20 protein-coding genes are annotated in these 19,092 nt (G+C 71.5%); 14 read left to right on the top strand and 6 right to left on the bottom strand.

Annotated elements, in window-relative coordinates; translation table 11 throughout:
- Nucleotides 1-458 precede the first annotated feature (458 nt).
- From ACFWBN_RS28065 to ACFWBN_RS28055, 3 genes are all read right to left on the bottom strand, one after another.
- Nucleotides 459-977, bottom strand: a complete 519-nt coding sequence (locus ACFWBN_RS28065) for a GNAT family N-acetyltransferase (protein WP_385180555.1) — start codon at nt 975-977, stop codon at nt 459-461.
- A 10-nt stretch (nt 978-987) separates the two neighbouring features.
- Entirely contained in the window at nt 988-2,385 is a 1,398-nt protein-coding gene (locus ACFWBN_RS28060; RefSeq protein ID WP_385180552.1) for a chloride channel protein, read from the bottom strand.
- Between the two features lie 403 nt (nt 2,386-2,788).
- Nucleotides 2,789-3,226, bottom strand: a complete 438-nt coding sequence (locus ACFWBN_RS28055; protein WP_385180681.1) for a hypothetical protein — start codon at nt 3,224-3,226, stop codon at nt 2,789-2,791.
- A gap of 304 nt (nt 3,227-3,530) precedes the next feature.
- Here ACFWBN_RS28055 and hemL point away from each other — a divergent pair, with 304 nt between their 5' ends.
- The 8 genes from hemL (at nt 3,531) to ACFWBN_RS28015 (ending at nt 11,719) form a co-directional block, all read left to right on the top strand.
- A complete protein-coding gene (gene hemL, locus ACFWBN_RS28050) occupies nt 3,531-4,853 on the top strand; it encodes a glutamate-1-semialdehyde 2,1-aminomutase (protein WP_385180549.1) in 1,323 nt (440 codons plus the stop codon).
- Nucleotides 4,850-5,545, top strand: a complete 696-nt coding sequence (locus tag ACFWBN_RS28045; protein ID WP_385180546.1) for a histidine phosphatase family protein — start codon at nt 4,850-4,852, stop codon at nt 5,543-5,545. Before hemL ends, ACFWBN_RS28045 begins: the two co-directional genes overlap by 4 nt.
- A 148-nt stretch (nt 5,546-5,693) precedes the next feature.
- Nucleotides 5,694-6,926, top strand: a complete 1,233-nt coding sequence (locus ACFWBN_RS28040; protein ID WP_385180544.1) for a hypothetical protein — start codon at nt 5,694-5,696, stop codon at nt 6,924-6,926.
- Between the two features lie 66 nt (nt 6,927-6,992).
- Complete coding sequence (locus ACFWBN_RS28035; RefSeq protein WP_385180541.1) at nt 6,993-7,628, top strand: TlpA family protein disulfide reductase; 636 nt, start codon at nt 6,993-6,995, stop codon at nt 7,626-7,628.
- Nucleotides 7,629-7,638: 10 nt separating this feature from the next.
- Nucleotides 7,639-8,376: a cytochrome c biogenesis CcdA family protein gene (locus tag ACFWBN_RS28030; protein WP_385180539.1), complete on the top strand. Its 738-nt coding sequence runs from the start codon at nt 7,639-7,641 to the stop codon at nt 8,374-8,376.
- Nucleotides 8,377-8,389: 13 nt separating this feature from the next.
- On the top strand, nt 8,390-10,102 hold the full coding sequence (locus ACFWBN_RS28025) for a cytochrome c biogenesis protein ResB (protein WP_385180536.1): 1,713 nt from the start codon (nt 8,390-8,392) through the stop codon (nt 10,100-10,102).
- Nucleotides 10,099-11,181 carry a c-type cytochrome biogenesis protein CcsB gene (gene ccsB, locus ACFWBN_RS28020; RefSeq protein ID WP_385180533.1) on the top strand — a complete coding sequence of 361 codons (1,083 nt, stop codon included), beginning with the start codon at nt 10,099-10,101 and terminating at the stop codon, nt 11,179-11,181. The genes ACFWBN_RS28025 and ccsB overlap by 4 nt, the downstream gene beginning before the upstream one ends.
- Before the next feature lie 25 nt (nt 11,182-11,206).
- Nucleotides 11,207-11,719 carry an SRPBCC domain-containing protein gene (locus ACFWBN_RS28015; RefSeq protein ID WP_385180530.1) on the top strand — a complete coding sequence of 171 codons (513 nt, stop codon included), beginning with the start codon at nt 11,207-11,209 and terminating at the stop codon, nt 11,717-11,719.
- Nucleotides 11,720-11,765: 46 nt separating this feature from the next.
- On the opposite strand, the gene ACFWBN_RS28010 is transcribed toward ACFWBN_RS28015, so the two are convergent.
- Nucleotides 11,766-13,220 carry an MFS transporter gene (locus tag ACFWBN_RS28010; protein WP_385180527.1) on the bottom strand — a complete coding sequence of 485 codons (1,455 nt, stop codon included), beginning with the start codon at nt 13,218-13,220 and terminating at the stop codon, nt 11,766-11,768.
- Between the two features lie 104 nt (nt 13,221-13,324).
- Here ACFWBN_RS28010 and ACFWBN_RS28005 point away from each other — a divergent pair, with 104 nt between their 5' ends.
- Nucleotides 13,325-14,239, top strand: a complete 915-nt coding sequence (locus ACFWBN_RS28005) for a LysR family transcriptional regulator (protein WP_385180523.1) — start codon at nt 13,325-13,327, stop codon at nt 14,237-14,239.
- A 25-nt stretch (nt 14,240-14,264) separates the two neighbouring features.
- Here the strand turns inward: ACFWBN_RS28005 and ACFWBN_RS28000 are convergent, their stop codons facing one another.
- Nucleotides 14,265-14,657: a PLD nuclease N-terminal domain-containing protein gene (locus ACFWBN_RS28000; protein ID WP_385180521.1), complete on the bottom strand. Its 393-nt coding sequence runs from the start codon at nt 14,655-14,657 to the stop codon at nt 14,265-14,267.
- Nucleotides 14,658-14,747: 90 nt separating this feature from the next.
- On the opposite strand from ACFWBN_RS28000, the gene ACFWBN_RS27995 reads away from it, so the two are divergent.
- The 4 genes from ACFWBN_RS27995 to ACFWBN_RS27980 all read left to right on the top strand — a co-directional run bounded on the left by ACFWBN_RS27995 (nt 14,748) and on the right by ACFWBN_RS27980 (nt 18,352).
- Nucleotides 14,748-16,205 carry a menaquinone biosynthesis decarboxylase gene (locus ACFWBN_RS27995; RefSeq protein WP_385180518.1) on the top strand — a complete coding sequence of 486 codons (1,458 nt, stop codon included), beginning with the start codon at nt 14,748-14,750 and terminating at the stop codon, nt 16,203-16,205.
- Nucleotides 16,202-16,687, top strand: a complete 486-nt coding sequence (locus ACFWBN_RS27990; RefSeq protein WP_385180515.1) for a hypothetical protein — start codon at nt 16,202-16,204, stop codon at nt 16,685-16,687. The genes ACFWBN_RS27995 and ACFWBN_RS27990 overlap by 4 nt, the downstream gene beginning before the upstream one ends.
- Entirely contained in the window at nt 16,687-17,607 is a 921-nt protein-coding gene (gene mqnP, locus ACFWBN_RS27985) for a menaquinone biosynthesis prenyltransferase MqnP (RefSeq protein ID WP_385180679.1), read from the top strand. The genes ACFWBN_RS27990 and mqnP overlap by 1 nt, the downstream gene beginning before the upstream one ends.
- A gap of 70 nt (nt 17,608-17,677) precedes the next feature.
- Complete coding sequence (locus ACFWBN_RS27980) at nt 17,678-18,352, top strand: UbiX family flavin prenyltransferase (protein ID WP_385180512.1); 675 nt, start codon at nt 17,678-17,680, stop codon at nt 18,350-18,352.
- A 2-nt stretch (nt 18,353-18,354) separates the two neighbouring features.
- Here ACFWBN_RS27980 and ACFWBN_RS27975 read toward each other — a convergent pair whose 3' ends face one another.
- Entirely contained in the window at nt 18,355-18,483 is a 129-nt protein-coding gene (locus tag ACFWBN_RS27975) for a hypothetical protein (RefSeq protein WP_385180689.1), read from the bottom strand.
- 121 nt (nt 18,484-18,604) lie between these two features.
- Here ACFWBN_RS27975 and ACFWBN_RS27970 point away from each other — a divergent pair, with 121 nt between their 5' ends.
- A complete protein-coding gene (locus ACFWBN_RS27970) occupies nt 18,605-19,060 on the top strand; it encodes an Lrp/AsnC family transcriptional regulator (RefSeq protein WP_385180510.1) in 456 nt (151 codons plus the stop codon).
- Nucleotides 19,061-19,092: the final 32 nt, after the last annotated feature.

Below are 19,092 nucleotides of genomic sequence, written 5' to 3'. Positions count from 1 at the left end.
CGCACCCCGCACCCCGCACCCCGCACCCCGCGCCTCAATCGCCGGCGAGGCTGGATTGTGCCCGTCGCCGCTGGGCGGGTGCGGCTTACGGATTCGGGGCTCCGCCCCGGACCCCGCTCCTCAAACGCCGGAGGGGCTGGATTTGGCTGCTGCCATCCGCCTGGTGCGGCTCAAGGATTCGGGGCTCCGCCCCGGGCCCCCGCTCCTCAAACGCCGGAGGGGCTGGATTTGGCCGCTGCCATCCGCCTGGTGGGGCAGCATTCAGCCTCGCCGGCGTTTGAGGCGCGGGGTCTGGGGCGGAGCCCCAGGTTTGTGAGGCGCGCGGGCCCAGTCGGCCGCACCACATCCAGCCTCGCCAGCGATTGAGGCGCGGGGGGCTGGGGGCGGAGCCCACAGGTTCGGGGAGGGGCGGGGTGGGGGAAGGGCCGCGCAGCGGCAGCCCGGTCAGCGGCAGCCGGTCAGCGGAGGCGGTAGCGCCAGTCGTGGCTGGGGTGCGGCACCCCGGCCGGATACTCGAAGGCGACCTCCCCCAGGCACTCGAAGCCCGCCCGCCGGCACACCCCGTTGGACGCCGCATGGTCCGTGCCCGGAAACGCGTGCAGGGTGTCGCGCGAGCCGTGCGTCCGGGCGTAGGACAGGAGTTCCGCCAGGGCGGCCACCGCCAGCCCCCGCCCCTGGAACTCCGGCAGGATGCCCCAGCCCGTCTCGTACACCGGCTCGCCCTCCCACTCCCGCTCCCAGAAGCCGATCGATCCGACCCCCTCGCCGCTGTCCGCCAGGCTCACCCGGAACATCCGCCCGGCCGCCGGCTCCCGCGCGCTCATGGCCTCGTACCGCCGCTGCCGGTCGGCGAGCTTCTCCGCCGTCTCGGGCCCGCCCAGGAACTTCGTCATCTCGGCCGTGTTCTTCCGCTCCAGCAGCCAGAAGTCGTCCTTCGACCACGGGGTCAGCCGTACCGGCCTCTCGCGTTCCGCCATGCCGGCGAGCCTACGTCGCGGCCGGCTTGCGCCACGGCAAGGGGAGCAAGGGGACCAGTTCGGCGGTGATGAAGGCGGCCACCGCCGCCAGGATCACCACCGGTGTCATGGAGACCTCCCCGATCACCAGCACCACGAGGACGACGCAGCTGACCGGCAGCCGCAGCACGCTGGTGCACGCCGCGGCCATGCCCGCCGCGACCGCCGGTGCGAAGCCGAGCCCGGGCAGCGGCGCGAGCAGGACGCCCACCGCGGCGCCGAGGAACAGCGAGGGGAAGACCGGGCCACCGCGCAGGCTGCCCAGGCACAGGGCGTACCCGATCCCCTTGAGCAGCAGCAGGGCGATCAGCGTGCCGACGCCCCAGGCCTGCGCGTGCGTGACGAGCTGCGGCAGCTCGGCCTGGCCGGAGGAGGCGACCTCGACCGGGGAGTGGTCGGTGAGCAGCGTGTACAGGGCGGCGCAGAGCCCCGCTCCGAGGGCGCACAGCACGGTGCGTACGACCAGGCCCCGCGTCCCGTGCCCGGGGCGCGCGGTGGCCGCCGGGGCCACGTAGGCGGCGGTGCGCCGGCCCCCGGCGACCAGCCCCTGCATCGCGGCCGCGACGAGCACGGCGATGAGCAGCGTCCAGGCGATGTCCCCGGCGTGGAGCGACGGGACGGGCCCGGGCAGCTTCATGGACAGCCCGCCGGTCTTCAGCCCGGTCCAGCTGCCGAATCCGGTGAACACGAGGGCGCCCACCCCGCTGGAGAGCAGCGCGGGCAGCATGACCGCGAACAGCCGCGGCCCGCCGAGTCCGACGACCTCGATCAGCAGTACCGCGGCGATCAGCGGGCTGCCGAAGATGGCCGCCATACCCGCGGCCGATCCGGCGACCGTCACCAGTGCGGTGGCCTGCGGGGTGGTGGGCCCGCGGGAGATGTCCCGCAGGAGCAGCGCCAGCCCGCCGCCCAGCGCGATCAGCGGTCCCTCCGGACCCAGGACGGCGCCGAAGGGCAGGCTCGCCGTCGCCGCGATCAGCACGCCGGGCAGCGCGGCGGTGGTGGCGCCGCCGGGTTGGAGCCCGGCCGCGGGGATGTGGCCGCCGGTCCCGGGCAGCCGGGCGACGACGAGGCCGACGACGGTTCCCGCGATCGCGAGCAGGGGCAGGGGCCACCACCAGGGCGGGGTGTCGCGGCCGAGCAGGGCGTGGGGCAGGTCGGCCCAGAGCGCGTGCTGCAGCGCGTGCAGCCCGGCGAGGAACCAGAACGCGGCGAGCGACACCGGGATGCCGATCAGGGCGCACAGGAGGAGGACCCGCATGTAGCCGGGGGAGAGGAGGATGTCCCGCAGGACTTGTGGTTCCCCCGGGGCCGGCTGCGGTGGCGATGGCTGTGGTGGCGGTGGCGGTGGTGGCTGTTGGTCGGTCATGGGCGCCCCTCCGGATGCCGAGCCGGAGACGGGGACGGAGCGCGATGCGCCGGACGGGTGGTCCGCCGGACCTGCCGGAGGGGCAGGGGGGTGCTCGGGAGCAGCCCCGCGCCGGTCCGGGGATCCGGCGGGGCCGGGTGGTGCGGCCTGGTCGGCGGGCCTGTCGCCGGGCCTGTGGGCGCCGCTGCTCTCGGCAGGTGCCCGGTCGGCCGGAGCCGCGGCCTCCGGGGGATCGGGGGGCTCATGGGCCCATCGTCACGACGGGTCGGACGGACCCGCAACGGCAGCACCCGATGGCAGCACCCGACGGCAGCACCCGACCGCAGCACCCGATGTCGACCACCGGCCGAACCGGAGCCTCGACCACCGCCCGAACCGGAGCCCGGGCCCCGGCCCGCCCCCGCTACGGCCAGACCAGGCAGTACGCCTGGTGCCCGTTCTCGTGGAGGCGGTGGGAGAAGTCCTGCCATTCGTGGAGCAGCTGGTAGACGTTGAAGGCGTCGCTCGGGCCGCCGCGGTCCGGGACCGTCGACCAGATGAAGGCGGCCGCGCCCACCGATTCCTCGCCGATGCCGCGCAGCGGGTCGATGACCGTCATGGGGAGCTTGACCACCGCGTAGTCGGGGTGGAGGACGACCAGCTCCAGCGGCGGCACCTTGTGGAGGGGTATGCCCTCGATGCCGGTCAGGACCATCGCGGCCACCGTCTCCGGCTTGATCTTGGTGAAGAGGCCGCCCATGCCGAGCTCGTCGCCGCCGAGTTCCTCCGGCCGCATCGTGACCGGGACCCGGGCCGCCGTCGCCCCGTCGGGGGCGCCGAAGTACTTGTACGTCACGCCCATGCCCCGGCCCTTGGGGAGCTCGTCGGACGGCAGCGAGGGTCCCGGGACGGCGTCGGCCGCCTCCGTCGAGCGCCGGCGGTGCTTGCCCCGGCGCCGGGCCTCGCGGGCTTCGCGGGCGCGCTGCGGGTCGAGGCCGTCCGTACCCTCGCCCGGTCCACCACCGCGTTGCATATCTCCACCCGACTGGTCTTGCTTGCCCCGGCCCCGCGGCCCCCGCCACGCAGCCTGATCATCATGGCAGTGACCTCCCCCGCGGCGGCGCGGTGAAACGCCCGTCCGCAAGTCTGTCGCGGCCTCTGAGACCATGGCTGGTGTGAGCTACCCGTACCCGTATGAAGCCCCAGTTTCGCAGACGCTCTTCGAGCGCGCGTCCCTCGTGACCCCCGGCGGCGTGAACTCTCCGGTGCGCGCCTTCCGCGCCGTGGGCGGTACGCCCCGGTTCATGGTGTCCGGCACCGGTCCGTACCTCACGGATGCCGACGGTCGTGAGTACGTAGACCTCGTGTGCTCGTGGGGTCCGATGATCCTCGGCCACTCCCACCCCGAGGTGATCGAGGCCGTCCAGGCCGCCGTCGCCCGCGGCACTTCCTTCGGCACGCCCGGCGAGGGCGAGGTCGCGCTCGCCGAGGAGATCGTCGCGCGCATCGAACCCGTCGAGCAGGTGCGCCTCGTCTCCTCCGGTACGGAGGCCACGATGTCGGCGATCCGGCTGGCGCGCGGGTTCACCGGCCGGGCCAAGGTCGTGAAGTTCGCCGGTTGCTACCACGGCCACGTGGACGCGCTGCTGGCCGCCGCCGGTTCCGGTCTGGCGACCTTCGCGCTGCCCGACACCCCCGGTGTGACCGGGGCGCAGGCCGGCGACACGATCGTCCTCCCCTACAACGACCTCGACGCGGTGCGGGCGGCCTTCGCCGCGCACCCCGGCGAGATCGCCTGTGTGATCACCGAGGCCGCGCCCGGCAACATGGGTGTGGTCACCCCGGCCGCGGGCTTCAACCAGGGGCTCGCCGACCTCTGCCGCGCGAACGGCGCGCTGTACATCTCCGACGAGGTCATGACCGGCTTCCGCACCTCGCGCGCCGGTTGGTACGGCGTCGACGGGGTCAAGCCCGACCTGATGACCTTCGGCAAGGTCATGGGCGGCGGCTTCCCGGCCGCGGCCTTCGGCGGCCGCGCCGACGTGATGGGGCACCTCGCCCCGGCCGGCCCGGTCTACCAGGCGGGCACGCTCTCCGGTAACCCGATCGCCACCGCCGCCGGCCTCGCGCAGCTGCGCCTGCTGGACGACGCCGCGTACGAGAAGGTGAACGCGGTCTCCAAGGAGATCCAGGGGCTGGTGACGGCGGCGCTGGGCAAGGAGGGCGTGGCGCACCGGCTGCAGACCGCGTCCAACATGTTCTCCGTCTTCTTCACCGAGGACGAGGTCCGCAACTACGACGACGCCAAGAAGCAGGAGAGCTTCCGCTTCAACGGCTTCTTCCACTCGATGCTGGCGCAGGGCGTCTACCTGCCGCCGTCCGCCTTCGAGTCCTGGTTCGTGTCCACCGCCCACGACGAGCAGGCGGTCGAGCGGATCGCGGCCGCCCTGCCGGCCGCCGCCCGGGCCGCCGCGGAGGCCACCGCATGAGCACCGACACCCCCGCCACCCCCGACATCACCGTCGTGCACCTGGTGCGCCACGGCGAGGTGCACAACCCGGACGGGGTCCTGTACGGGCGCCGCGAGGGCTACCACCTCTCCGAGCTGGGCCGCCAGATGGCGGACCGGGTCGCCGAGCACCTGAAGGGCCGGGACATCACCTACGTGGTGTCCTCCCCGCTGGAGCGGGCGCAGGAGACGGCGGAGCCGATCGCCAAGACCCACGGCCTCGACCTGGCGACCGACAGCCGGCTGCTGGAGGCGGAGAACGTCTTCGAGGGCAAGACCTTCGGCGTCGGTGACGGCGCGCTGCGCAAGCCCGGCAACTGGAAGCACCTGACGAACCCGTTCAAGCCCTCGTGGGGCGAGCCGTACGTCGAGCAGGTGGTCCGGATGATGAGCGCGCTGGAGGCGGCGCGCGACGCGGCCCGCGGGCACGAGGCGGTGGCGGTCAGCCACCAGCTGCCGATCTGGATCGTGCGCAGCTTCGCGGAGAAGCGCCGGCTGTGGCACGACCCGCGCCGCCGCCAGTGCACGCTCGCCTCGCTGACGTCCTTCACGTACCAGGGCGACAAGCTGGTGTCGGTGGGCTACAGCGAGCCGGCCCGCGATCTGGTCCCGGCGCACCTGCTGGCCGGGGCGAAGCCGGTGAAGGGTGCGTCGAAGGCGTTCGGTGCTTGATCGACGGACTGTTACGAACCGTTACAGCTTTACCTAAATAAATACAAGTTGCGCCGGGAATCACCGTTCCAGTGCCGCAAGTTCCAGCGAATTGTCCGTTTATATGGGCAATGGAATGAGCTTTGCGGGTGACGACGGGGACGGTGACATGCGCGACTTCACAGGCGTCAGTCGGAGGGGCCTGCTGGGACTGGGACTTGGGGCCGCCGCCGCGGTGGGCATCGCGGGCTGCGGCTCGCCGAACAGGTCCGATCCCGGCACCCCCGGGCCGATCAAGAACCCCAGGCCCGGCGAGAAGCCGGCGGCCAAGGCGATCGGCGACGGCTCCACCGCCGACACCGGCCCGCAGCCCAACCAGCCGGACAAGCCCGTGCCCCTCCAGCCGGGCGAGACGCCGCCGCAGTTCGTCGTCTTCAGCTGGGACGGCGCGGGGGAGATCGGCAACGGCCTCTTCCCGCGCTTCCTCAAGCTCGCCAAGGACCACGGCGCGGGCATGACCTTCTTCCTCTCCGGCCTCTACCTGCTGCCCGAGTCGAAGAAGGCCCTCTACCAGCCGCCCGGCAATCCCGTCGGGGCCTCGGACATCGGCTACCTCAAGGACGAGAACGTCCGCTCGACCATCAAGTACGTCCGTGAGGCGTGGCTCGACGGGCACGAGATAGGCACCCACTTCAACGGCCACTTCTGCGGGGGCTCCGGCTCCGTCGCCAGGTGGGCCCCGGGCGACTGGCAGAGCGAGATCGACCAGGCCGTGTCCTTCGTCACCAACTGGCGCACGAACACCGGCTTCACCGACCTCGAACCCCTGCCCTTCGACTACCGCAAGGAGCTCGTCGGCGCCCGCACCCCCTGCCTCCTGGGCCAGGACAACCTGCTGGCGACCGCCCAGAAGCTGGGCTGGCGCTACGACTCCAGCTCGCCCGGCGGCCTCCAGGTCTGGCCGGTGAAGAAGTCGGGGATCTGGGACCTGCCGCTCCAGTCCCTGCCCTTCCCCGGGCACTCCTTCGAGGTGCTGTCCATGGACTACAACATCCTCGCCAACCAGTCCAAGAACACCACCAGGGGCGTCCCGTCCAACTACCCGGGCTGGCGCACCCAGGCCACCGCCACCTACCTCGGCGGCTTCCGGCGGGCCTACGAGACCAACCGCGCGCCGCTCTTCATCGGCAACCACTTCGAGGAGTGGAACGGCGGCATCTACATGGACGCCGTCGAGGAAGCCCTCAAAGGCATGGCGGACAAAAGGGATGTACGGCTCGTATCCTTCCGGCAGTTCACCGACTGGCTGGACGTCCAGGACCCCAAGGTGCTCGCCAAGCTCCGCGCGCTGGGCCCCGGCCAGTCGCCCGGCGTCGGCTGGGCCGCGTACCTCGCCGCCTGACCAGCGCCTTCACGGCCCCTCGGGGGGTGCGGTAGATCCACATATCGCCCATGCGAAACTTTTCACATGAGCCTTAGCCGCGCCGGTGTCCGTCGAAGTAGCCGCTCGACCAGTGGCCGCGCCCTCCTGCTGACCGCGGTGACCGCCGCGGGCGCCCTCACCCTCACGGCGTGCACCGGTTCGGACGGCGGCAGCAAGCCGAACGGCAGCGCCGGCGGGAACTACGTCACGGGCACCTTCGGCATCTCCAAGGTCGCCCAGGGGGAGCGCACCGAGGCCCCCAAGCTCGACGGCGAGACCGTCGACGGCAAGACCCTCGACACCACCACCCTCAAGGGCAAGGTCGTCGTCCTCAACGTGTGGGGCTCCTGGTGCCCGCCGTGCCGCCAGGAGGCTCCGGACTTCGCGAAGGTCTCCAAGGAGCTCGCCGGCCAGGACGTCGCCTTCGTCGGCATCAACACCCGCGACAACAGCAAGCAGAACGCCGCCGGCTTCGAGACGGACTTCGGGATCACCTACCCGAGCCTCTACGACCCCGACGGCAAGCTGATGCTCCGCTTCCCCAAGGGCACGCTCAACCCGCAGGCCATCCCCTCCACGATCGTGCTCGACAAGGAGGGCAGGATCGCCGCCCGCGCCCTGGTCGCGCTCAACGAGGAGAAACTGCGCTCGATGATCGACCCGATCCTCGCGGAGAAGTGAGCCGTCCGGCGTGAACACGACGGTCCTCAACGGCGCCCTGCTGCTCGCCCTGCCCATCTCGGTCCTCGCCGGGCTGGTCTCCTTCTTCTCGCCCTGCGTGCTCCCGCTGGTCCCCGGCTACCTCTCCTACGTGACCGGCGTCAGCGGCGCCGACCTCGCCGAGGCTCGGCGCGGCCGGATGCTGGCCGGCGCGAGCCTGTTCATCGCGGGCTTCACCGCCGTCTTCGTCTCCACCGGCGCGCTCTTCGGCTACTTCGGAGCCACCCTCCAGGACAACAAGGCGATCATCTCCCAGGTCCTCGGCGGACTGGTGATCGTCCTGGGCCTCTTCTTCATGGGCGCGATCCCGGGTCTGACGATGCGGGAGTTCCGCTTCCACAAGAAGCCGACGGCGGGCCTCCTCGGGGCGCCCGTGCTCGGCGTGCTCTTCGGAGTCGGCTGGACCCCCTGCATGGGACCGACCCTCGCCGCCGTCAACACCCTCTCCATCGACCAGGCGAGCGCCGGCCGGGGAGCGCTGCTGACCGTCGCCTACTGCCTGGGCCTCGGCCTGCCCTTCATCCTCGCCGCGATCGCCTTCCGCAAGGCGCTCGGCGCATTCGGCTGGGTGAAGAAGCACTATGCATGGGTGATGCGGATCGGCGGCGGCATGCTGATCCTGACCGGTCTGCTCCTCGTCACAGGAATGTGGGACAGCATCGTCAGCGACATGCAGAGCTGGACCCAAGGCTTCACGGTGGGGATCTGAGGACTACACGGACATGAGTACGACAGACAACGCGCCCTCCGAGGCGTCGCACGACTCCGAACCGGGGCTCGGCGCAGCCGGTTCCCAGCTCTCCACCGCCCCCGTCGAGGACAGCGGTCCCGTGGGCATCGGGGTGATCGGCTGGGCCCGCTGGGTCTGGCGGCAGCTCACCTCCATGCGGGTGGCGTTGATCCTGCTCTTCCTGCTGTCCCTCGGCGCGATCCCCGGCTCCCTCATCCCGCAGAACTCGGTCGACCTGATGAAGGTCGCCGAGTGGAAGAAGCAGAACCCGTCCTGGGTGACCGTCGCCGAGAAGCTCCAGCTCTTCGACGTCTACACGTCGTTCTGGTTCTCCGCGATCTACATCCTGCTCTTCGTCTCGCTCATCGGCTGCATCCTGCCCCGCACCTGGCAGTTCGTCGGCCAGCTCCGGGGCCGCCCGCCGGCCGCTCCGCGCCGGCTCGACCGGCTCCCCGCGCACACCACCTGGCGCACCGAGAAGTCCCCCGACGAGGTCCTCGCGCACGCCAAGGCGCTGCTCGGCGGGCGCCGCTTCCGCACCGAGGCCGGCACCGGCCACGTCGCGGCGGAGAAGGGCTACCTCCGCGAGGCCGGGAACCTGATCTTCCACATCGCGCTCATCGTGATGCTCGTGGCCTTCGCCTGGGGCAAGCTCTTCATGTCCGAGGGCGGCAAGCTCGTCCTGCGCGGCGGCGGCTTCTCGAACACGCTCACCCAGTACGACGACTTCAAGTCGGGCAGCATGTTCGATCCCGACGACCTGCCGCCCTTCAGCTTCACCCTCGACAAGTTCGACGCCACCTTCGAGGAGAGCGGCCCGCAGAAGGGCACCCCGCGCGACTTCAAGGCGTACGTCACCTACAGCGAGGGCGCCCACGGCAAGCCCACGAAGGCCGAGATCGAGGTCAACAAGCCGCTGGAGATCGACGGCTCCAAGGTCTACCTGCTCGGCCACGGCTACGCGCCGGTCATGTCGGTGACCGACCCCACCGGCAAGGTCATCTTCCGGGACGCCGTGCCGATGCTGCCGCAGGACGCCAACCTCACCTCGGCGGGCGCCATCAAGGTCACCGACGGCTACCGGAACAAGAACGGCGAGAAGGAGCAGCTCGGCTTCTCCGCCCAGTTCGTGCCGACCTTCGCGGGCAAGGGCAAGGGCACGATGCTCTCCCAGTTCCCCGCCGCGAACTTCCCCGTGATCGCCCTGAACGCCTTCCACGGCAGCCTCGGCGTGGACTCGGGCCTGCCGCAGAACGTGTACCAGCTGAACACGACCAAGATGCAGCAGTTCAAGAAGGAGAACGGCGACCCGCTCGCCAAGATGCTGCTGCCCGGCGAGTCGATGGACCTGCCCGACGGCGCGGGCACCGTGAAGTTCGAGGGCATCGAGCGCTGGGCCACCTTCTCCGTCACCCACCAGCCCGGCAGCGGCCTCGCCCTCGCGGGCGCGATCGCCGCCATCGCGGGCCTGGCCGGATCCCTGTTCATCCAGCGCCGCCGGATCTGGGTCCGGGCGGTGCCCGGCGAGGACGGCGTCACCGTCGTCGAAATGGCGGGCCTGGGCCGCAGCGAGTCCGCCAGGCTCCCCCAGGAGCTGGCCGACCTCGCCGCCACGCTGCACGAGCAGGCGCCGACCGCTCCGCCCGCAGAATCTGCCGAACCTGCCGAACCTGCCGAAGAAACCCCTGAAGGAGAGCGCGGATGACGCCGCTCGCAGCCGCAGCCAACGAGAACCTGGCGCAGATCAGCAACTACCTGATCTATTCGTCGATGGCGGTCTACATGCTCGCCTTCTTCGCGCACATTGCCGAGTGGACCTTCGGCAGCCGCAGCAAGGTGGCCCGTACGGCTGCCGCGCTGACCTCCGCCCAGGGCGCCGCCGCCCCCGCGGTGCAGGTCCGGGGCAAGGGCGGCAGTACGGCCGTCCTCGACAAGCCGAAGGTCGTCACCCGCTCCGCCGCGGGCACGCGTGACGTGCCCGACGGCCCGGGCGCCGCGGGCGGCACCGTGCAGGGCGACCTGTACGGGCGGATCGCGGTCTCGCTGACCGCGCTCGCCTTCCTCATCGAGGCGGGCGGCGTCGTCGCCCGCGCGATGTCGGTGCAGCGGGCCCCCTGGGGCAACATGTACGAGTTCTCGATCACCTTCTCCACGGTGGCCGTCGGCGCGTACCTGGTGCTGCTCGCGCTGAAGAAGAACGTCCGCTGGCTCGGCCTGATCCTGGTCACCACCGTCCTGCTGGACCTCGGCATCGCCGTGACCTGGCTCTACACCGACAGCGACCAGCTGGTCCCGGCCCTGCACTCGTACTGGCTGTGGATCCACGTCTCCACCGCGATCTTCTGCGGCGCCGTCTTCTACATCGGCGCGGCCGGAGCGGTCCTCTACCTCTTCCGCGACTCCTACGAGGCCAAGCTCGCGGGCGGCGGCAAGCCGGGAAGGTTCGCCTCCTCCGTGCTGGAGCGGCTGCCCTCGGCGGCCTCGCTCGACAAGTTCTCGTACCGCATCAACGCGGCCGTCTTCCCGCTGTGGACCTTCACGATCATCGCGGGCGCGATCTGGGCCGGCGACGCCTGGGGCCGCTACTGGGGCTGGGACCCCAAGGAGGTCTGGTCCTTCGTGACCTGGGTGGCGTACGCCTGCTACCTGCACGCCCGCGCCACCGCAGGCTGGAAGGGCCGCAAGGCCGCCTACCTCGCGCTCTTCGCCTTCGCCTGCTGGATCTGGAACTACTACGGCGTGAACATCCTGCTCAGCGGCAAGCACTCGTACGCGGGCGTCTGACCGGCGGGAGTGGGACGCTGGTGTCATGCCTCCTGTGATCCATGGCACCAGCGAGAGCCGCGGCGAGGACCGCTGGCGGCTGCGGTTCGAGCTGCACCTGCCGTACGCGTACGAGGAGCTGTGGCCCGTCCTGACCACGCCGGACGGCCTGCGCGGCTGGCTGGCGGAGGCCGAGGTCCTGGAACGCCGGCTCGGCGGGGCGGTGACGCTGCGCTGGCCCAACACCGGGACGGTGGTCACCGGCCGGGTCACGGCCTGGGACGTCGAGCGGGTCGTGGAGTACACGGTGACCGTGCACGAGCGGATCCGCTTCCACCTGGAGGCGGTGGGGACCGACTCGACGGTCATCCGGTTCGTGAACGAGCGGGCCGGGCCGGAGTCCGAGCGCCTGGACTGCCTGGCCGGCTGGCACGAGCACTTCGAGCTGCTGGAGTCCGCGCTCGCGGGGCGGCCGGCGGGGCCGGCGGACTGGGCCGCCTGGACGGACGCCCACTGGGGCGAGCTGCGGGCGGACTACGCGTCCCTCTCCAGGACGTAGGAGCCGCGCTCGTCCGCCCGCGTGCCGCCCCGGGCGGGGTGACCGGTCAGATCCGGGACGGCTGCGGCTCCGGTTCCGCGGTCGGCTCCGCGGCCGGGTCCAGGTCCAGGTCCAGGTCCAGGTCCGGGTCCAGGTCCAGGTCCGGGCCCGGGGACCGCCGGAGGCCCGGCAGGGTCAGGGCGGCCGCCGCGAGCACCGCCGCGAACGGCACCAGCAGGGCGGCCCGGTACCCCTCCAGCGGGTCCGCGTAGGAGGCCGACACGCCCGTCACGGCGGCCAGGCCGAGTGCCGCCCCGAACTGGAACGAGGTGTACAGCAGCCCGCCCGCGAGGCCCTGCTCCGCCTCCGCGACCCCCTCGGTCGCCACGATGGTCAGCGGCCCGTAGACCAGCGCGAAGGCGAGCCCCAGCAGGACCAGGCTCGGCAGCATCGCGCCGTAGCTCCAGTCCGCGCCGAGCGGCAGGAAGAGTCCGTACGAGAGCGCCGCGAGCAGCAGTCCGCCGAAGATGAGGCGGCCGTTGCCGAACCGCGCCACCAGCCTCGGCACCACCGTCGGCGAGAGCGCCGCGTCCACCCCGATCACGATCATCGCGAAGCTGGTCTGGAGCGTGGACCAGCCCCGCAGTTCCTGGAGGTACAGCACCACCAGGAACTGGAAGCCGAAGAACGCGCCCGCGAACAGCAGCCCCGCGCCGTTGGCCCGCCGGAGCGCCGCCGACCGCAGGATCCCCAGTCGCACCACCGGCTCGGCCGCCCGCCGCTCGACCGCGGCGAACAGCGCGAGCAGCACCAGCCCCGCCCCCAACGTGGCCGCCGTCCACCCGGCCCCGGCGTGCGCGGCACGCTCCACGCCCAGCACCAGCAGCACCAGGGCCGAGGTCACCAGCAGCCCGCCCGCCAGGTCCAGGCGCTGCCCGGACCGCTCCGGCCGCGCCGACTTCGGTACGAGGGCCAGCGCGCCCAGGAGGATCAGCGCGGCCAGCCCCACCGGGGCGAAGAACACCCAGCGCCAGCCGGCCGAGGCCAGCAGCCCGCCCGCGACCAGGCCGATGGAGAACCCGCCGGCGGCGGTGCCGGAGTAGACGAGCAGGGCCTTGTCCCGCTGCGGCCCCTCGTCGAAGCCGGTGGTGATGATCGACAGCCCGGCCGGGGTCATGAAGGCCGCGGCGACCCCGGTCACGAACCGGGCGGCGATCAGCTGCCACCCCTCGGTGGCCAGTCCGCCGAGGCCGGAGAAGAGCAGGAAGACGGTGAGCCAGGCGACGAACATGCGGCGGCGCCCGAACAGGTCGGCCGCCCGGCCGCCCAGCAGCATGAAGCCGCCGTAGCCGAGCACATAGGCGCTCATCACCCATTGGAGTTCGCCGGTTTCGAGCCCGAGATCGGCGCGTATGGACGGCAGGGCGACATTCAGCATCGCGACGTCGATGCCTTCGAGGAAGATCGCTCCGCACAATACGAGCAGTACGCCCAGGCGGCGCCCGCGGATTTCACTGGACATCGGTGTTCCTCACAGGGGGAAAGGGGATGGCCGTCACCGGCTCGACCACCCTCGTTCGCCGCCCGGTCCGGAACAACGCCGAAGAGCGCAACGTTCGTTCAGTCGTGCTTACCGATCGCGATGAACTGGACTGCTTCCTGATCCTCGCCGAGGAACTCCACTTCGGCCGCACCGCCGAGCGCATGCTCCTGTCCCGCGCCCGCGCCAGCCAGCTGATCCAGCGCCTGGAGCGGCGCGTCGGCGCACCGCTGTTCCTGCGGACCAGCCGCCGCGTCGCCCTCACCGCGCTGGGCCGGCAGCTGCGCGCCGACCTCGAACCGCACCACCGCGCCGTCGAGGCCGCCCTGGAGCGGGCCGCGGCGACCGCGCGCGCCGCCGACGGGGTGCTGCACGTCGGCTTCACCACCCCGCCCTCCGGGGAGCTCGTCCTCAAGGCCGCCCAGGTCCTGCGCGCCACGCATCCCGGGCTGGCGGTCGAGGTGTGCGAGGTGCCGCTCTCCGACCCGTACGGGCAGCTGCGCAGCGGCGACTTCGACGTGGCGGTGGCCGAGTTCCCGGTCCGGGAGGCCGATTTGGGGGAGGGGCCCGCGCTGCTCACCGAGGCCCGGTTGCTGGCGGTGGCCGCCGGGCACCCGCTGGCCGGGCGGGACTCCGTATCCCTGGAGGAGCTGGCCGGGGTGCCGCTGCTGACCATCGCCGGGGACCTGCCCCCGTACCGCCGCGAGGCCCAGAGCCCGGCGCGCACGCCGGGCGGGCGGCCCATCCGGCGCGGGCCGGAGGTGACGAACATGCAGGAGGCGCTGGTGATGGTCGCGGCCGGCCAGGGCGCGCTGCTGACGTCGGCCCACACCGCCACCTACCACGCCCGCCCGGGCATCGCCTACGTCCCCTTCGCGGACGCGGAGCCGGTCGGCTACGGCCTGATCTGGCGCGCGGCCGACCACTCGGGGGCGGTACGGGCCTTCGCCCGCGCGGCCCTCGAAGCGGCGGGCCGCGGGCAGGGCGGGGCTCGGCCCTAGGGCCTGGCCAGGGCGGGGCTCGGCCCTAGGGCTGGCCGCCCTTGTCCTCGCCCTGCTCGCGCCGCTTCAGCTCCTCCTCGCGGCGGCGCAGGTCCGCCTCCCAGTCCTTGAGGAGGCTCTCGTCCTTCTTGTTCTCCTCGCGGATGGACTTGAGGAACTCCGGGTTGTCGTCGGGGGCGACCCACTCGTGGCGGTGGTTGCGGTGCCACTCGGAGGGCGTGCGGCCGCCGGCCGGGGCGTGGCGCATCTTGCCCGCGGCGAACCAGACGATCGGGCCGACGATCCAGAAGAGCAGGATGATGATGACCCAGACGACCTTGGGGAGGTGTTTGGCCTCGTCCTCGGGGGTGTTGAGGCAGTCGATGAACGCGTAGATCGTCAGCGCCAGCGGCAGGATGAACATCAGCGCCCTGATCATGCGGAACAGCCCCCTGGAAACAATGGCGGGGTTCGATTGCGACGGCCCCGGTGACGGTCCCAGCGTAGCCGGTGACGGATACTGGCCCCTATGGCTTACGACGATCTCCGCTCGCTGCTCCGGGCTCTGGAGCGAGAGGGCGACCTCAAGCGCATCAAGGCCGAAGTCGACCCGTACCTGGAGGTCGGGGAGATCGTCGACCGAGTGAACAAGGCGGGCGGGCCGGCGCTCCTCTTCGAGAACGTCAAGGGCTCGGCGATGCCGCTGGCCATGAACGTCTTCGGGACCGACCGGCGCCTGCTCAAGGCCCTCGGCCTCACGTCGTACGGCGAGATCAGCGAGAAGATCGGCGGCCTGCTCAAGCCGGAGCTGCCGCAGGGGTTCATCGGGGTCCGCGAGGCCTTCGGGAAGCTCGGCTCGATGGTGCACGTGCCGCCGAAGAAGGTGAAGGGCGACGCCGCGCCAGTCCAGGAGGTCGTCCTCACCGGCGACGACGTGGACCTCGACCAGCTGCCGGCCCTCTTCACCTGGCCCAAGGACGGCGGCTCCTTCTTCAACCTCGGGCTGACGCACACCAAGCACCCCGAGACCGGCGTCCGCAACCTCGGCCTCTACCGCCTCCAGCGCCACGACAAGCGCACCATCGGCATGCACTGGCAGATCCACAAGGACAGCCGCAACCACTACGCCGTCGCCGCCCAGCGCGGCGAGCGGCTGCCGGTCGCGATCGCCTTCGGCTGCCCGCCCGCGGTGACGTACGCGTCGACCGCGCCGCTGCCGGGCGACATCGACGAGTACCTCTTCGCCGGGTTCGTGGCGGGCAAGCGGATCGAGATGGTCGACTGCAAGACGGTCCCGCTCCAGGTCCCGGCCAACGCGGAGGTCGTGATCGAGGGCTGGCTGGAGCCCGGGGAGACACTCCCCGAGGGCCCCTTCGGCGACCACACCGGCTTCTACACGCCGCAGGAGCCGTTCCCCGCGCTGAAGATCGACTGCGTGACGATGCGGAAGCGTCCGCTGATCCAGTCGATCGTCGTCGGCCGGCCGCCGACGGAGGACGGGCCGCTGGGCCGCGCGACGGAGCGTTTCTTCCTCCCGCTGCTGAAGATCATCGTGCCGGACATCGTGGACTACCACCTCCCCGAGTCGGGCGGCTTCCACAACTGCGCGATCGTCTCGATCGACAAGAAGTACCCGAAGCACGCGCAGAAGGTCATGCACGCCATCTGGGGCGCGCACATGATGTCGCTGACCAAGCTGATCATCGTGGTGGACAAGGACTGCGACGTCCACGACCTGCACGAGGTGTCGTGGCGGGCGCTCGGCAATACGGACTACTCCCGCGACCTGACGGTGGTGGAGGGCCCGGTGGACCACCTGGACCACGCCTCGTACCAGCAGTTCTGGGGCGGCAAGGCGGGCATCGACGCCACGAAGAAGCTGCCGGAGGAGGGCTACACCCGCGACGGCGGCTGGCCCGACATGGTCGAGTCCGACCCGGCGACGGCCGCGCTGGTGGACCGGCGCTGGAAGGAGTACGGACTGTGAGCCCCCTCCCCGTCACCGGCCCGGGCCTGTTCATCGGCAGCCTCACCGCCTTCGTGATGCTTGAGCGCCCGAAGCTCGACCCCACCGACCCGGGTCTGCGGCGGGCCGCCGAACGGGCGGGCGTCTCGCCCGAGGAGTTCGCCGGCCCCGGCGACGTCTGGGCGCTGGTGTGGGAGGACGAGGACGGCGAGGGCGGCGGCTTCGAACTGCCCGGCCTGCGGGACGCCGAGGCGGAGGACTTCGCCGAGCGGCTGCGGCTCGCGCTGGGCACCGGCGAGCCGTTCACGATCGAGGCCGGTGCCGTGCTCCGCCTCGACGCGCGCCCGGCCGGCGCCGGCGCCGACGGCTACGCCTTCACGGCCCACGTCACCCCGCCCGAGGGCGAGGACGAGGACGCGGAGCCCGTGACCCTGGAGCTGGAAGCGGTCCGCACGGACTCGCTCCTGAGCCACCTCGCAGAATTCCACGGGAGCCTCGCATGATGACCACCGCCGACGAAGTGGTGGGGTCCGGGCCTTCGCCCGAGGCCACCAACAAGGTCAAGGCCTTCCTGCGGCTCGTGATGATCGAGCACTCGGTCTTCGCCCTGCCCTTCGCCTACATCGCCGCGCTCACCGCCATGTTCCAGCTCGACCGGAACGTGCACTGGGGCAAGCTGCTGCTCGTCACCGTCTGCATGGTGGGGCTGCGCACCTTCGCGATGGCCGCCAACCGGATCATCGACCGCGAGATCGACTCCCGGAACCCGCGCACCGCCGGCCGCGAGCTGGTCACCGGTGCGGTGTCGGTCCGGTCGGCCTGGACCGGGGCGGGGATCGCCCTCGTCGTCTTCCTCGGCTCGGCGGCGCTGCTGAACCCGCTGTGCCTGGCGCTGGCGCCGATCGCGGTGATCCCGATGGTGGTGTACCCGTACGGCAAGCGGTTCACGAACTTCCCGCACGCCATCCTCGGCCTGGCCCAGGCGATGGGCCCGGTCGGGGCCTGGCTGGCCGTCACCGGCGAGTGGTCCTGGGACGCGGTGATCCTGGGCCTGGCGGTGGGCGTGTGGATCGGCGGCTTCGACCTGATCTTCGGCAGCCAGGACGTGGCCGCCGACCGAGCGGAGGGCGTCAAGTCGGTCCCGGCCCGCTTCGGCGTCGCGGCCGCCCTGTGGGGCGCGCGCGGCGCGCACGTGGTGACCACGGTCCTGCTGGCCTGGTACGGCCTGGCCACGGACGCGGGGATGTTCTTCTGGGCGGGCCTGCTGATCGTCGTTTGCGCCTTCTTCTACGAGCACACCATCGTGACCCCGCACGACCTGTCCCGCCTGAACCGCGCCTTCTTCACGGTCAACGGCTTCATCGGCATTGCCCTCTTCGTGTGCGCTCTCCTCGACCTCGTGGTTCGGGGTCTGACCCTGTAGCAGGCGTCCCTGCTGTGGCACGGCCACCTGACCCGCGCCCCGTCGGGGGTGGCCGGATAGTCTCGGAGGTATGACTGAGCGCAAGCGCACCCCGTGGGTGGTCGGGGTTTCCGGGGCGTCCGGGACGCCGTACGCGGCGGCGGTGATCCGCGGGCTGCTCGCTGCGGGGGAGAGCGTCGATCTGGTGGTCAGCCGGGCCTCGCGGCTCACCCTGCTGGACGAAACCGGGATCGCCTTCCGTGACGCGCACTGGCGGGCCGATCTGACGGAGTGGCTGGCGCGCGGCGCCGACGGCAAGCCGGGGACCTTCGAACCGGTCACGGCCGAGGCCGACCTCCGGTACTGGGGTGCCGGGGACCTGGCGGCCGGTCCGAGCTCGGGCTCGTACCCCGTGAAGGGGATGTTCATCGTCCCCGCGTCCACGGCCTGCGTGGCGGGGGTGGCGCTCGGGCTGTCGAAGGACCTGCTCCAGCGGGTGGCGAGCGTGACGCTCAAGGAGCGGCGCCGGCTGGTGGTCGCGGTGCGGGAGACCCCGCTGAACGGTCAGACGCTGAAGCACCTGGTGGCGCTGGACGAGGCGGGCGCGATCGTGCTGCCCGCCTCTCCGGCGTTCTACGCGGGCGCGACGCACATCCAGGATCTGGTGGACTTCGTCGCGGGGCGGGTGCTGGACGCGGCAGGGGTGCCGCACCGGCTGTACCGCCGTTGGGAGGGGGAGATCGGTGGATCCCGCCCCAGGGGGTAGCGCTACTTCGCGATGCGCGGCTTGCGGGTCTTGTCGACGCGCTTGGCCGCGGCGGGCTGGTGGGCACGGGATCGGTTGGCCAGCTCCTGGAGCTGTCGCATGTGTGCGTAGGCCATCTCGATCGTGTACACGGTGAACCACTCCTGAAGATCGTCATTGATCTGTTGAAAGATTCGCAGGGTGTTGACCCTGCGTGCCTTAGATTCTATACCTAGACTTGCAGGATCGCCGAATAATGGAAGGCTCCACGTAATGGACACGGTGGACAGGCAGCTCATCCAGGCACTTCGCGAGAACGGTCGTGCCTCGTACGCGGAGCTGGGCCGTCTCGTGGGCCTCTCCGGCCCCAGCGTCACCGACCGCATCAACCGGCTGGAGACGGCCGGCGTCATCACCGGCTACCGCGCGACCGTGAACGCGGCCTCGCTCGGCCTCGGCGTCACCGCGCTGATCGGACTCTCCATGTCCGATGCCGCCGACCACGAGGACGTCGCCCGGCGGCTGCGCGACCTCGCGGAGATCGAGGACTGCTGGTTCATCGCCGGTGACGACTCCTTCATGCTGAAGGTGCGCGCCAACGACGTGGACGGCCTGGAGAAGATCATTCGCAAGCTCTCCGGCACCAAGGGCGTCTCGCGCACCCGCACGACCATCGTGCTCTCCACGAAGTGGGAGAACCGGGTCGGGGAACTGCCCGAGGAGGGCTGAGAGTACGGTGGGTGGCGGCTACAGGACAGGTA

It is taken from the genome of Streptomyces sp. NPDC059989, assembly GCF_042736975.1.
In the GTDB taxonomy this organism is placed as follows: domain Bacteria; phylum Actinomycetota; class Actinomycetes; order Streptomycetales; family Streptomycetaceae; genus Streptomyces.
Note: the sequence above shows the minus strand (reverse complement) of the source record. Positions and strands in the feature narration are given on the sequence as shown.

Bases quoted from the DNA above. Each gene is read 5' to 3' on its own strand.
- ACFWBN_RS28065 (WP_385180555.1), bottom strand. From the start codon at position 977: ATGGCGGAACGCGAGAGGCCGGTACGGCTGACCCCGTGGTCGAAGGAC.
- ACFWBN_RS28060 (WP_385180552.1), bottom strand. From the start codon at position 2,385: ATGACCGACCAACAGCCACCACCGCCACCGCCACCACAGCCATCGCCA.
- ACFWBN_RS28055 (WP_385180681.1), bottom strand. From the start codon at position 3,226: ATGGGCGTGACGTACAAGTACTTCGGCGCCCCCGACGGGGCGACGGCG.
- hemL (WP_385180549.1), top strand. From the start codon at position 3,531: ATGGCTGGTGTGAGCTACCCGTACCCGTATGAAGCCCCAGTTTCGCAG.
- ACFWBN_RS28045 (WP_385180546.1), top strand. From the start codon at position 4,850: ATGAGCACCGACACCCCCGCCACCCCCGACATCACCGTCGTGCACCTG.
- ACFWBN_RS28040 (WP_385180544.1), top strand. From the start codon at position 5,694: ATGCGCGACTTCACAGGCGTCAGTCGGAGGGGCCTGCTGGGACTGGGA.
- ACFWBN_RS28035 (WP_385180541.1), top strand. From the start codon at position 6,993: ATGAGCCTTAGCCGCGCCGGTGTCCGTCGAAGTAGCCGCTCGACCAGT.
- ACFWBN_RS28025 (WP_385180536.1), top strand. From the start codon at position 8,390: ATGAGTACGACAGACAACGCGCCCTCCGAGGCGTCGCACGACTCCGAA.
- ccsB (WP_385180533.1), top strand. From the start codon at position 10,099: ATGACGCCGCTCGCAGCCGCAGCCAACGAGAACCTGGCGCAGATCAGC.
- ACFWBN_RS28015 (WP_385180530.1), top strand. From the start codon at position 11,207: ATGCCTCCTGTGATCCATGGCACCAGCGAGAGCCGCGGCGAGGACCGC.
- ACFWBN_RS28010 (WP_385180527.1), bottom strand. From the start codon at position 13,220: ATGTCCAGTGAAATCCGCGGGCGCCGCCTGGGCGTACTGCTCGTATTG.
- ACFWBN_RS28000 (WP_385180521.1), bottom strand. From the start codon at position 14,657: ATGATCAGGGCGCTGATGTTCATCCTGCCGCTGGCGCTGACGATCTAC.
- ACFWBN_RS27995 (WP_385180518.1), top strand. From the start codon at position 14,748: ATGGCTTACGACGATCTCCGCTCGCTGCTCCGGGCTCTGGAGCGAGAG.
- mqnP (WP_385180679.1), top strand. From the start codon at position 16,687: ATGACCACCGCCGACGAAGTGGTGGGGTCCGGGCCTTCGCCCGAGGCC.
- ACFWBN_RS27980 (WP_385180512.1), top strand. From the start codon at position 17,678: ATGACTGAGCGCAAGCGCACCCCGTGGGTGGTCGGGGTTTCCGGGGCG.
- ACFWBN_RS27970 (WP_385180510.1), top strand. From the start codon at position 18,605: ATGGACACGGTGGACAGGCAGCTCATCCAGGCACTTCGCGAGAACGGT.